This is a genomic window from Streptomyces puniciscabiei (genome assembly GCF_006715785.1).
GTDB classification, from domain to species: domain Bacteria; phylum Actinomycetota; class Actinomycetes; order Streptomycetales; family Streptomycetaceae; genus Streptomyces; species Streptomyces puniciscabiei.
This window is the reverse complement of the sequence record NZ_VFNX01000001.1, coordinates 729,014-741,314: the sequence shown is the minus strand read 5'-3', so window position 1 is coordinate 741,314 and position 12,301 is coordinate 729,014. Positions and strand designations below refer to the sequence as shown.

Annotated in this window: 10 protein-coding genes; 7 read left to right on the top strand and 3 right to left on the bottom strand. The window is 72.6% G+C overall.

Features of this window, described 5'->3' with window-relative positions:
- Nucleotides 1–24: 24 nt before the first annotated feature.
- Together FB563_RS03390 and FB563_RS03385 are read left to right on the top strand one after the other, a co-directional pair.
- Nucleotides 25–888, top strand: a complete 864-nt coding sequence (locus FB563_RS03390) for an isocitrate lyase/PEP mutase family protein (protein WP_055709058.1) — start codon at nt 25–27, stop codon at nt 886–888.
- Nucleotides 885–1,148, top strand: a complete 264-nt coding sequence (locus tag FB563_RS03385) for a hypothetical protein (protein ID WP_234357952.1) — start codon at nt 885–887, stop codon at nt 1,146–1,148. Before FB563_RS03390 ends, FB563_RS03385 begins: the two co-directional genes overlap by 4 nt.
- A gap of 464 nt (nt 1,149–1,612) precedes the next feature.
- Here the strand turns inward: FB563_RS03385 and FB563_RS03380 are convergent, their stop codons facing one another.
- Nucleotides 1,613–2,626 (bottom strand): hydroxyacid dehydrogenase, encoded by a 1,014-nt coding sequence (locus tag FB563_RS03380; protein ID WP_199832970.1) that lies wholly within the window; start codon nt 2,624–2,626, stop codon nt 1,613–1,615.
- 435 nt (nt 2,627–3,061) lie between these two features.
- On the opposite strand from FB563_RS03380, the gene FB563_RS03375 reads away from it, so the two are divergent.
- Complete coding sequence (locus FB563_RS03375) at nt 3,062–4,642, top strand: carboxylesterase/lipase family protein (protein WP_142218449.1); 1,581 nt, start codon at nt 3,062–3,064, stop codon at nt 4,640–4,642.
- A 123-nt stretch (nt 4,643–4,765) separates the two neighbouring features.
- Here FB563_RS03375 and mmuM read toward each other — a convergent pair whose 3' ends face one another.
- Both mmuM and FB563_RS03365 read right to left on the bottom strand, forming a co-directional pair.
- The gene (gene mmuM, locus FB563_RS03370) at nt 4,766–5,692 is read right to left on the bottom strand and encodes a homocysteine S-methyltransferase (RefSeq protein ID WP_142218448.1); all 927 of its coding nucleotides are present in this window, start codon (nt 5,690–5,692) and stop codon (nt 4,766–4,768) included.
- Between the two features lie 153 nt (nt 5,693–5,845).
- Nucleotides 5,846–7,525, bottom strand: a complete 1,680-nt coding sequence (locus tag FB563_RS03365) for a rhamnogalacturonan lyase B N-terminal domain-containing protein (protein ID WP_055704429.1) — start codon at nt 7,523–7,525, stop codon at nt 5,846–5,848.
- 185 nt (nt 7,526–7,710) lie between these two features.
- Between FB563_RS03365 and FB563_RS03360 the strand changes: the two genes are divergently transcribed.
- The 4 genes from FB563_RS03360 to FB563_RS03345 all read left to right on the top strand — a co-directional run bounded on the left by FB563_RS03360 (nt 7,711) and on the right by FB563_RS03345 (nt 12,298).
- A complete protein-coding gene (locus tag FB563_RS03360; protein WP_055704430.1) occupies nt 7,711–8,271 on the top strand; it encodes an SGNH/GDSL hydrolase family protein in 561 nt (186 codons plus the stop codon).
- 66 nt (nt 8,272–8,337) lie between these two features.
- Nucleotides 8,338–10,050, top strand: a complete 1,713-nt coding sequence (locus tag FB563_RS03355) for a DUF2264 domain-containing protein (RefSeq protein WP_199832726.1) — start codon at nt 8,338–8,340, stop codon at nt 10,048–10,050.
- A gap of 108 nt (nt 10,051–10,158) precedes the next feature.
- Nucleotides 10,159–10,947, top strand: coding sequence for an isocitrate lyase/PEP mutase family protein (locus FB563_RS03350; RefSeq protein ID WP_055704432.1), 789 nt, complete (start codon nt 10,159–10,161; stop codon nt 10,945–10,947).
- Between the two features lie 262 nt (nt 10,948–11,209).
- Nucleotides 11,210–12,298: a cellulase family glycosylhydrolase gene (locus tag FB563_RS03345; RefSeq protein WP_055704433.1), complete on the top strand. Its 1,089-nt coding sequence runs from the start codon at nt 11,210–11,212 to the stop codon at nt 12,296–12,298.
- The last annotated feature ends 3 nt before the right edge of the window (nt 12,299–12,301 follow it).

Sequence of the window (12,301 nt, the reverse complement as noted above, 5' to 3'; positions counted from 1 at the left end):
CCCACCCACAGGAGGAGCCGGACCTTGACTTACGGTAAGAAGCTGCGCGAACGCATCGCCGGGCCCGGGACCACACCGCTGATCGGCGTGCACGACATGTATTCCGCGTCGATCGCGGCCAAGCACTACGACGGGATGTTCGTTTCGGGCTTCGGCTTCGCGGCCTCGTACTACGGGCTGCCGGACATCGGTTTCATCGCCTGGCCCGACATGGTGGCCTTCGTTCAGCGCCTGCGCGGCGCGTTCCCGCACCATCACCTGCTGGTCGACATCGACGACGGCTACGTCGACCCCGAGGTCGCCTGTCACGTCGTCGAGGGGCTGGAGCGGATCGGCGCCTCCGGTGTGATTCTCGAGGACCAGAAACGGCCCCGCCGCTGCGGCCACGCCGACGGCAAACAGGTGCTGCCGCTGGAGGAGTACCTGGAGAAGCTGCACCAGGTCCTCGAGACGCGCAGGGACCTGGTCGTCGTCGCGCGTACGGACGCCACCGACGAGCACGACATCCTGCACCGCGCCGAGCGGCTGGCCGCGACCGACGCCGATGTGGTCCTGGTCGACGGGGTGCGCAGCGTCGAGTGGATCAAGCGTATCCGTGCGGTCGTCGGGGACAAGCCGTTGCTGTTCAACCAGATCGCCGGCGGCAAGTCGCCCCGTCTGTCCCTCGGTGAACTGTCCGACCTCGGCGTCGACGTCGCGATCTACAGCACCCCGTGCCTGTTCGCCGCGCACGAGGCGATGGACTCCGCGCTCGCCGGGCTGAAGGCGGCCGACGGCCGGCTGCCGGAGGTCGACCCCGCGAGCGGGATCGGCGTGAAGGCCTCCACCAGCCTGCTGGAGCGCAACATCGCCCGGGAGCGGCTCGCCCCCGAGGGTGTGAGCGTGTGACCGGCGTCGTACCCCGGCTCGGAATGGCGGCGGCGGTCGCCGTCGCGGTGCTCGCGGCCGGTGCGGCACCGGCGGCCGCGTCCGGCAGTCTGATCACCGTGATCGACAACTCCAACGCCGACTCCTGGCTCGAGGTGGACCGCGCGGCCAATGTCCAGACCGGCAAGGGCACCGCCGGCAGCGACCACGACGGCAGCGCCGTGGACGCGATCGAGGCCCTCGCCGGACGCGACCACCAGCACAGGGAGGTCTGGGACTGACCGACCGGGCGACGACCGGGTTCCGGACGAGGATCGGTCGCGGGGCAAAAACCGGCCGCCGGACGAGGGTCCGGCAGTCGGCGGATTGCCGGCGGCCAGGCCGCAACCAGGCCGCAACCAGGCCGCCGGACGACAACTGATCGCCGCTGCACGGCCGTTGACGGCGGCGGCCGGGCACCCCCTGACCGGACTGTCCGGCCGTCGCCGCGTCCCCGTGTCGTGCCCGTCGCCGCACGCCGCCACGCTGGCCCGCTGCCGACCCGGAGTCGGCGCCAGAGCGGCCGTCGCGCATCACGCGGGCGGCTGCTCCCCGGGGGTGCGGCCGCGCTCGCGCGCCCGCGCCGGTGCGGAAACCGTAGCCCTTCGTTACTCCGGGCCGGGGGGCCTGTGGACAACGGCCCTCCCGGACCCGGTGGGCCTGTGGACAACGGCCCGCGGGGGCATCGACGGCGGCCCACCGGGCATCAGGCGACCCGGTCCAGGTCCGCGTGCCGCACCTCGTGCAGCGGCGGCCGGCCCGCCGCCAGCCGCTCGAGCTCCGTCACCACGATCGTGCCCAGCCGCTCCAGCTCGTTGCCGAGCGAGCCCGCGATGTGCGGAGTGAGGAAGACGTTGGGCAGCCGGTACAGCGGGGAATCGGCGGGCAGCGGCTCGGGCTCCGTGACGTCGAGGACCGCGCGCAGCCGTCCGGAGACCAGCTCGTCGGTCAGCGCCTCGTGGTCGACCAGCGCGCCGCGCGCGGTGTTGATCAGCACACCGCCGTCCCGGACGAGGGCGAGCCGGCCCCGGTCGAGCATGTGGTGGGTCTCGGGGATGTCGGGGGCGTGCAGGCTGACGATGTCGCTGCTGCGCAACAGGTCCTCCAGCGGCAGCAGTTCCGCCCCGAGGGCGGCGGCCTCGTCGGGGCTCACATAGGGATCGTGCAGCAGGACCGTGAGGTCGAACGGCCGTAGCAGCTCCATGAGGCGGCGGCCCACGCGAGAGGCGCCGACGACCCCGACGCGGCGGCGGAAGTTGCCGGCGGAGGCGCTCTCGGCGGGAGTCGGACGAGTGTGGGCGCGGCCGTAGCGCTCGCGGTGGCCGAAGGCGTCCTTCCCGGCGAGCAGGATCATCGCGAGCGTGTACTCGGCCACGGGCAGGGCGTTGCCGGCGACCGCGCTGGAGACCGTGACGCCGTGTTTCCACAGGGCCTCGCCGATCAGGGAGCGGACCGAGCCCGCGGCGTGCAGGACGGCACGCAGCCTCGGGACGGCGGCCAGGGCGCCGGCGTCGAGGTGCGGGCAGCCCCAGCCGGTGATCAGTACGTCGGCCGAGGCGAGGGCGTCGGCGGCCGACGGATCGGTGAAGTCCCGCACGACGAGCTGCGCGTCGATGTCGGCCGTCCGTCTCAGCCGGGCCATGAGCGGCGGAGGGAAGAGCAGCGGCAGGTGTACCGGATCCATCGCGAACACGGCCCGCGGCGGCTGGGGGCTGGGCATGGCTCTCCTGGGAGGGAACGGGAACGCAACGGGGGTGGCGTGGGGCAGGGATGGGGCAGGGATGGAAACGAGTGTCAGAAAGCGCCTTCCACCGTATGTTTGCGGAGGGGGGTGGTCAATCGGCTGGGCGTACGGCCGACGGGTGGCAGGTAGGTGCGATGTCTGGACTGTCCGCGTGTCGGCCCCAGTCGTGCCCGTCTCCAGGTCGTGGCATTGCTTCAGAAATCGGTTACCGCCCTCTCGACGGAAGCAGCGGAACCCAAGCGGCCGCCTGCCTCGCTTCTCGTGCTGTCCCCACCGCCGACAACCGATCACCCATCGTGCCGAGGTAGCCCGAACGGCCCTCCCGTGCGCCCGTGCACCGGAATACCGGACGCTCTTGTGATGCTCTGATGGTGCACGGTGCACGAGGGCGCGGCGAAGGGCTGGTGGGCGATGACGGCAGACCAGGCGGACCCCGAGGTCAGACCCGAGGTCAGAACGCCGTACGGGACCGTACGCGGCCGGTACGAGCAGGGCGTCGCGGTGTTCCGGGGCATCCCGTACGCCGCCCCGCCCTTCGGCCCCCGCCGGTTCCGCCCGCCCGAGCCGCCCGAGCCCTGGGACGGCGTGCGGGACGCCGGCGCCTTCGGGCCCACCGCGCCGAAACCGCCGTACTCCGAGGCCTTCGCCCAGTACCTGTCCGACCCGGAGATCCCCGGTGAGGACTGCCTCAACCTCAACGTCTGGACCCCCGACCCGGACCCCGGCGCCCGCCTGCCCGTCCTCGTCTGGCTCCATGGCGGCGCCCTGACCAGGGGATCCTCCGCCGTTCCCGTCTACAACGGCGCCACCTTCGCCCGCGACGGCGTCGTCTGCGTCTCCGTCAACTACCGGCTCGGCGTCGAGGGCTACGGGCTGTTCCCCGACGCACCGCCCAACCCCGGCCTGCGCGACCAGCTCGCCGCCCTGAGCTGGGTGCACGACGCGATCGGCGCGTTCGGCGGCGACCCCGACCGGGTCACCCTGTGCGGCCAGTCGGCCGGTGCCATCAGCGCGGGCGCCCTGCTCGCCGCACCAGCGACCCGGGGCCTGATCCGGCGCGCGGTGCTGCAGAGCGGAGCACCGGAGGCGTCCGAACGGGACAAGGTACGGCGCATGGTGCGCCGCATGGCCGGCCGGCTGAGGATCCCCGCCACCGCCGAGGCCTTCGCCGCCGTCGACCGGGACCTGCTGCTGCGCACCCAGGCCGAGGTCGGCCGGCTCAGCAGCCCGGTCCTGGGCGGACCCGCGTTCGGCATCGTCATGGACGGCGACCTCGTGCCCCGCGACCCCCTCCAGGCCCTGATCGACGGCGACACCGCCCAGGGTGTCGACCTGCTCATGGGCTGGACCCGGGACGAGTACCGGCTCTGGCTCGTGCCCGGCGGCCTGCTGGACCACGTCGACCGGCTCGGCCCCGTCGCCCTCGCCGGAGCCATGGCCCGCTGCCGCGCCGGCCACGAGGTGCCCCGCGGCTACCGCGCCCTGCACCCCGAGGCGGGCGCCGCCGAGATCGTCGGCCAGATGGTCACCGACCACCTGCTGCGCCTCCCGCTGCACCGCCTCGCCGACGCCCGACCCCGCACCTGTCACCTCTACGAGTTCGCCTGGCCGTCCCGCCTCCCCGACCTCGGCGCCTGCCACGCCCTGGAGCTGGGCTTCGTCTTCGACTCCGGCGAGCTGCCCGAGTCGAAGAAACTGGCGGGTGAGGGCGCCCCGCGGGAGCTGGCCGAGGCGATGCACACGGCCTGGGTGCGCTTCGTGACGACCGGCGATCCCGGCTGGCAGCCCTGGGACGCCACCCACCCGGTGCGGGTCTTCGGCGACGGTGAGCCGCACACCGCGCACGGTCCGCGGGACGCCGAACTCGCCCTCTGGTCGGCCGCCCCCACCGTCCCCGAACCCGCCCCCGCCTCCGACATCCGGGCACCGGGAGCGGAGCTGGCGGCGGCGGTATGGCGGCTGCGGCGGTCGGTGGGGGCCCGGCGCCGGTGAACCGTGTACAGCCGCCGGCCGGGGCGGCCCACCGAATCCCGCACCACCACATGCGTGCCCAGCAGCAGGTGCCCAGTGCCGATGCGCGACTCCCACGGGGAAGAAGGGGGGAAGAGGCACCGTTCAGGCGCTGGCCAGGGCCTGTCTGATCGACGTGATCCCCTCCGGACCCACCCGGCAGCACCCCCCGATGAGCCTCGCCCCCGCGTCTCGCCACGTCTTCACCTGGGCGGCGCCGAACCTCGTTCGCCCGGTCCAGGCGCGCGCCTCGGCGTCCCAGGCCTCGCCGCTGTTGGGATAGGCCACGACCGGCTTGCCGGTGACCCGCGCCGCGATCTCCACCGCGGGCCCGACGTCCTCCGGCGCACAGCAGTTCACGCCGACCGCGATCACCTCGTCCACGTCGGCGGCGAGGGCGAAGGCCTCCTCCAGCGGCTGCCCGGCCCGCGTGCGCCGACCGTCGGCCGTGTACGACAGCCACGCCGGCACCCTCAGCCCGCGCACCGCCCTGAGCAGCGCCGCGCCCTCGTCGGCGTCCGGCACCGTCTCCAGTGCGAGGACGTCCGGCGCGGCGGCGGCCAGCACCTCCATCCGCGGCCGGTGGAAGCGCTCCAGCTCGGCCACGCTCAGCCCGTACCTTCCGCGGTACTCGGAGCCGTCCGCGAGCATCGCGCCGTACGGTCCGACGGACGCCGCCACCCACAACGGCCGGTCGGCGCCCGTGCCCTGGGCCTGCCGGGCGGCCTCACGCGCGAGGTCCACGCTCAGCGCGAGCAGCCGCGCGGCCTCGTCATGGCCCGTCCCGCGCCGTGCGAAACCCTCGAAGGTGGCCTGGTAGCTCGCGGTGATGGCCACGTCCGCGCCCGCCCGGAAGTAGGCGAGATGCGCCTGCGTCACCGCTTCCGGCCGCTCGGCGAGCAGCCGCGCCGACCACAGCTCGTCGCCGAGGTCGTGCCCGGCCGACTCCAGCTGGTTGGACATGCCGCCGTCGAGCACGACCGTCCCGGCGGCGAGGGCGTCGGCGAGGCTGGGGGAGGAGTTGCTGGTCATGTCACGACGCTAGTCGAAGCAAGCCTCTCCCCTTGGAGAAGCCTCGTGGGGAAAGAGCTTTCCCACCCTCGCCGGACCCATTGACCGCACCCCGGCCCTCCCGCTGAGAGGACAGGGACCAACCAGCAGGGACACGCGGAACGTGACCGGAATTCAGGCGAGCAGGTCGATGGCGTCGATCGCCGTGCCCGCGCTGAGGTAGCCCGTCGTCCCGGAACCGCTCACCACGTCGATCTTCAGCACGTTGTACTGGCTGGTGTCCGTGCGCCACGCACTGGCCGGGACGTTGTAGCTGAACGTGTGGTTGTTGCCCCGGTAGGAGCCCACGGTGAGGGACCGGGTGCTCGGCTGGGTGGGCGGGGACGGGATCGCCGACGTCCAGCTGTCGTTGACCGTGATCTGCGGCCGGCCGTTCGCGTAGGCCGTCGTCACGCCGATCCTCAGGGTGTGCGCGGCGGCGGCCTGGGCCGCGGTCAGCCTGAAGCGGACGAGCAGGCCGCTGTTGACGTCCTTCCACAGACAGCAGGGGAAGGCGGAGGTCTCGGAACCGCTTCCGATCACCACGTTGCCGGTCCACGAGGCGGCCCGTACGTCCGAGGGATGCGCGTACGTCATCAGGTCGGCGTTCTTGAAACCGCTCGGCGTGCCGTCCCAGTTCCCGATCCGCCAGATCGCGCTCGCGTTGGACGGGTCGTTGGAGGACGGGATGGTGATCGTGTTGAGCGTGGTCGTCGCGCCCGCGGATACGGTCACCTGCGTACTGTATACAGCCAGCTCGCCCTTGTAGACAGTCAGCGTGTATGCACCCGGCAGGATACGGGACACCGAGAAATACCCGTCCGACGCACGTGCGGCTCCCCAGTACTGCGCCGCCGGGTTGGCGAGCCCGACCGTGTACGCGTACGCCGTGTCCCGCCCTGCGATGCCGACGCCGGCGACCCGGCCCCGGCCGCTGTCGGGGACGTACCCCGAGATGCCGAGCGAGTCCGCCCAGGGGGTGGTGAGCGTGCCGTGGTACAGCGCGGACGAGGGCGCGCCGCCGTCGGTGAAGGCGATGACGTACGGCCCCTGCAGGCCGTAGCGCTCGGATTCGGTCTGGTTCTCGCCGTAGTAGAGGATCTCGTACAGGCCGCCGCCGTCGGCGCTCTGGTGGCGCAGCAGCGAGCGGTAGAAGGGGCCGCCGGAGGCCTTCTCGTGGTTGCTGCGGACGATCCACAGTCCGACGCCGCCGGTGGTCCAGCCGATGGAGTCGTAGTCGATGACCCGGTGTTTCGAGTAGTGCTTGGAGCGGGTCTGGCCGTCGGACTTCGCGAACACGTCCGAGGCCTCGACGGTGCTGGTGGTGTACGTGTAGGAGTCCGGTTCGTCGTTGAGGAACAGGCCCGCCTTCACGCGCACGATGTACCGGGTGGCGGTGACCGAGGAGTCGGCCTTGTCGGTCCACAGGTAGATGTTGTTCTCGCCGCTGCGGGCCGCGTAGTAGTGCCGCAGGGTGCCGTACGCGACGGAGATCAGGATGGTCGAGCCGGACCGGGCCAGGGTCACCGTGGAGGTGCCGAGGCCGGACTCGACGTGCGAGTTCTTGCCGCCGTAGCCCTGGTACTCGGTGCCCTTGTACACCAGCGAGGTCAGGTCGCCGTTGGTCTTGCTGACCTTGAAGACGAGGTTCGCGCCGGTGTCGACGACGTAGTTCGAGCCGTCGTCGCTCCAGCCGAAACCGGCCGCGGTCGCGGATCCGGCGAGGGGGCCGGCGAGGGCCGCCGAGGCGGTCGCGGCAGCGGTGCCGAGGACGAAGGTGCGGCGTCGGACCGTTCTGCTTCGGGATCCGGACATGGGGGCTCCTTCGGAAGGCGTGGGGGTGCGGGTGTTGGCAGAGTGACAGTCGAACGTATTTCGCGAAAGGGATTGCGAGACTGGGGACTTACCGATCCAGCGAATTTCTGCCTGGAGCTAGAAAGCGCTTGCTCAAACCGGTACGGTCTCGGCTCGGCCGACGAGCATCGATGGAGGAGCCGCGCATGAGACGTGTCGGAACCGCCGTGCTGCTGGCGGTCGCCCTGGGCGCCACGCTGACGGCGACCCCCGCCCGGGCCGACGGCGCCCGGTCGCCCGGCATCGCGAACTGCACCACGACGGCCTGCCACTTCGACGTACCGCCGGGCACCTACGACGTGACGGTCCGCCTCGGCGGCGCGACGGCGTCCGGCACGAGCATCACCGGGGAGACCCGGCGCTCCCTCCTCCCGGAGACCGCCGTCCCGATCGTCCGCCGCTGGTTCAATGCCGACGGCACCCTGGACAACGGCACCGCCCTGCTGGTCAACAGCCTCGGCGTCGACCTCCCGGCCGTCATCCGTTCCGCCGCCGCCGAGGACGCCCCCCTGATCGACCTCACGGCCGAGACCAAGGCGCTGGTGGAATCCCTCGGCCCGGAGGGCTCCAAGGCGATCTACCTCTACAACGAGAAGCGCGACAACACGCACACCTCCGTGCACGGCGCCACCGTCTACGCCGGCCTCGTCCGCGACGGGCTTCTCGCCCGGCATCTGGTGCCCGGGGGTGCCGTGCGGGTGGGATGAAGCCCTGGGGCGCCCCGACCGGAACCGGGGCGCCCCAGGTTCGCCAGGAAGGAAGGCCACCGCGTGATCGAACTGCCCGCCGACGACCGTGCGTCGAGCCCGTGCACCGGCTACACCCGCGCCCACTGGGAGGCCGCCGCAGACGCGCTGCTGGCCGCCGTCGAGCCGTACGCCACCCCCGACCGCGCCCTGTACCACCTGCCCGGCGACCATGTGAGCCACTCGGGCCATCTCTCCGACGGCCTGGAGGGGTACGCCCGGACACTGCTGCTGGCCGCCTTCCGCCGCGACGAGGCCGCGCTCGGCCGGTACGCCGACGGCCTCGCCACCGGCCCCGGCGGGGTGTGGCCGCGCATCGGGGACCGCAGTCAGCCGCTCGTCGAGGCCGCGTCCGTCGCGCTCGCCCTCCGGCTGACCCGGCCGCTGCTGTGGGACCGGCTGGACGACCCGGTACGGCAGCGCACCGCCGACTGGCTGGCGGACGCGCTCACCGCCGAACCCTGGCCGTGCAACTGGGAGTTGTTCCCCGTCACCGTCGGCGGCTTCCTGCAGGAGATCGGCCACCGGCCCGAGGCGGCGCGCAAGGCGATCGACCGCGGTCTGGAGCGGATCGAGGGCTGGTACCTCGGCGACGGCTGGTACACCGACGGCGACGGCCGGAAGTTCGACTACTACAACGGCTGGGCCATGCACCTGTACACGGTCCTCCACGCATGGCTGGCGGACGACAGCGAACTGCTTTCTGTATACGGTCGGCGGTTGTCACGCCACCTCGCCGACCACTCCCGCCTGTTCGGCGGCGACGGCGCCCCGATGCATCAGGGCCGCTCCCTCACCTACCGTTTCGCGACGACCGCCCCGCTCTGGCTCGGCGCGCTGACCGGGCAGACCCCCCTGACCCCGGGGGAGACCCGGCGCCTCGCGTCCGGCGCGCTGCGGTACTTCCTCGACGGCGGCGCGGTCGACGAGCGCGGCCTGCTCCCGCTGGGCTGGCTCGGCCCCGACGAGTCGCTCGTGCAGGCGTACTCGGGGCCGGCCTCCCCGTACTGGGCCAGTAAAGGGTTTCTCGGCCTGTTGCTGCCCCCGGAGCACGAGGTGTGGACGGCGACGGAGGAACCGGGCCCGGCCGACCGCGCCGACGAGGTGCGGCCCCTCCCCGTCCCCAACTGGCTGCTGCAGACGACCCGTTCGGACGGTGTGGTCCGGCTGCACAACCACGGCAGCGAGGACGTCCGCTACGACCCCTATTACACCCGGCTCGCCTACTCGACCGCGACCGTGCCCGTGACGTCGTACGACAACAGCGTGATCGTCGGCGGCGACCCGGGCCGCACCGGGATCGAGCCGCTCGGCACGGGCGAGGGGTGGATCGCCTCCCGGCACACCGTGCGCGACGGGATCACCGTCACCAGCCTCGTGCTGGCCGAGGGCGCGGTGGAGGTACGCGCCCATCTGGTGGCCGGGGCCCAGCCCGGGACACCGGTGCGGATCACGGGATGGGCGGCCCCCGAAGGGCTGCGCGCCGAACTCCTGCCGGTGGCGGGCCTGTCGGAGGAGCTGACCGGGCGGACCGGGGCCGGCGGGGCCACGCTGTTCGTGGCGCTCGCCCGGCTCAGCGGCGAGCCGGAGCCCCGGCCCTTCGCCGAGCTGGTGTCCGTGCGGGTGGGGGAGGAGCACGAGGTGGGTGTCCGCTGGGCGTCCGGCGCGGAAAGCGTCTTCCGTTTCACGCCTGCGCAGGCGCGGTCCGCGGGCTCGGCGTGGTCGGTGGCGCCCTGCTGAGGCGCGGGTTTCCCGGACCGAGAGGCCGTACGCGCCAGGGGCGGCGGGCCGGCGGTGGGTGCCCGTCGTTCGGCACGGGCCGAAGCGTTCGGTGCCTAGCGTGGCCGTATGACCGCAGAGCCCACCGTGACCTCCTTCGCCGGACTTCATCACCGTCCCGGCCGGCCGCTGCTCCTGCCCAACGCCTGGGACCACGCCTCGGCTGTCGCGCTCGCCGCCCGGGGGTTTCCGGCCATCGGCACGACGAGCCTGGCCGTGGCGGCGGCCGCCGGACTGCCCGACGGGGAGGGTGCGACCCGGGAGCAGACCCTGAGCCTTGCCCTGACCCTGGGCTCGGAGCCCTGTCTTCTCTCGGTCGACGCCGAGGACGGGTTCAGCCATGATCCCTCCGAAGTGGCGGAATTCGTTGCGAAGTTGTGGGCCGCTGGGGCGGCCGGCGTCAACCTGGAGGACGGACTGGGTCCCGTGGGCCGGCACGCGGCGAAGATCGCCGCCGTGAAGGCGGCCGTGCCCGGTCTGTTCGTCAACGCCCGTACGGACACCCACTGGCTGGGCGACGGTGACGAGACGGACACCCTGCGCCGCCTGGCCGCCTACCGGCAGGCGGGCGCCGACGGGGTCTTCGTGCCCGGGCTGACCGACCCCGAGCGGATCGCCGCCCTCGTCCGGCACCTCGACGCCCCGCTCAACGTCCTCTACTCGCCCGGCGGACCCACCGTCGCCCAGCTGGCCGACCTGGGCGTCCGCCGTGTCAGCCTCGGCTCCCTGCTCTACCGGCGGGCGCTCGGCGCGGCCCTGGACGCGATGGCCGCCGTGGCGGAGGGACACGCGCCCGAGGGCACCACGTTGTCCTACGGGGACGTGCAGGCACTGAGCAGCGGACGCGACTTCCCGTAATGGTTTGACGAAGCCCTGTCGAATACCTTGACACCGCCCGGTGCCTGCGGCGAGGCTCTCGCCCGAAAGCTGATCGTGCAAGCGCTTGCCCCACATCGGACGCCCAGGTGCCGTCCGGCCGTGTCGGCTGCCCGCTGCCTCCTCATGCCCTGGGCCCCCAACGAGAACCGGCCCCCTCGGCTGCCGCCGAGTCCCCGCCGGCCGCCCGTGTCCGCACGCCGCCCGAGCCCGTCCCCGACCCGCGACAGGAAGGTCCCCGCACATGTTCCGTTCCGTCCGCAGAGCCGCTCGTCGCACCAGCCGACTCGCCCGGACCACTCTCGCGGCCGCCGTCGCGCTGAGCAGCAGTGCCCTCATCGGGCTCGCCTCCGTCCCCGCCTCGGGTGCGGACCGGGCGGCCGCGTCCCTCGAGCCCCGGCAGTTCCACGGCGTCAACTGGGCCGACCCGCGCGACAACTACGCGAACGACCCCGTCGTCCTGTCCGGTCTGAGCCTGTCCGACGACTACACCACCACCTACGCCAAGGCCAGTGACGTCATCGCCGGATTCCGCAGGAACCTCCAGGCCGACACGGTGCGGCTGCCGATCAACCCGTACACCGTCAACGGCGCCTACTGGCGTTCCTACCGCGCCGTCATCGACGCGGCCACCGCCCACGGCTTCAAGGTCGTCCTCAGCTACTGGGAGGGCACCGGAGCCCAGAAGGACGGCTTCATAGACAACCTGCCGGACTTCTGGCGCATGTGGGGCACCGTCACCCACGCCTACCAGCGCAACGCGCTGGTCTACTTCGAGCCGATGAACGAGCCGCACGGCTACACCGCCCAGGCCTGGGCCGACCTGGTGGCGCAGTGGATCGGCACCTACCCCTCCGTCCCCCGCGACCGCGTCTTCGTCAGTGGCTCCGGCTACAACGACAGCGTCGTCGGCGTCTGCGCGGACCACCGCCTCGACGGCACCTACCTGTCCCTGCACCACTACGGCTTCTGGAAGCAGAGCGCCACCTACGCGCAGTGGGTCGCCGACCTCAAGGCGCGCATCGGCACCTGCGCCTCCCGCACGGTCGCGGACGAGTTCGGTGCCCCCATGACGACCGGGCTGAACTACGACCAGCCCGCCTCGGCGAGCAGCGACCCCAACTCGGTCGCCTTCATCCAGGCCGACACCGACACCTTCCGGGCCCTGCACATGGGCGCGGTCTACTGGCCGGGCCTGCGCACCGGCGACACCTACAGCATCCAGACCCTCACCGGCGGCGGCACCCACCTGGGCCTGGCCACCACCAACACCTCCGGTGCGGACCGCCTCGCCTGGGCCTGGGGCAAGGGACACCCCGCGACCGAGCGGTGACCG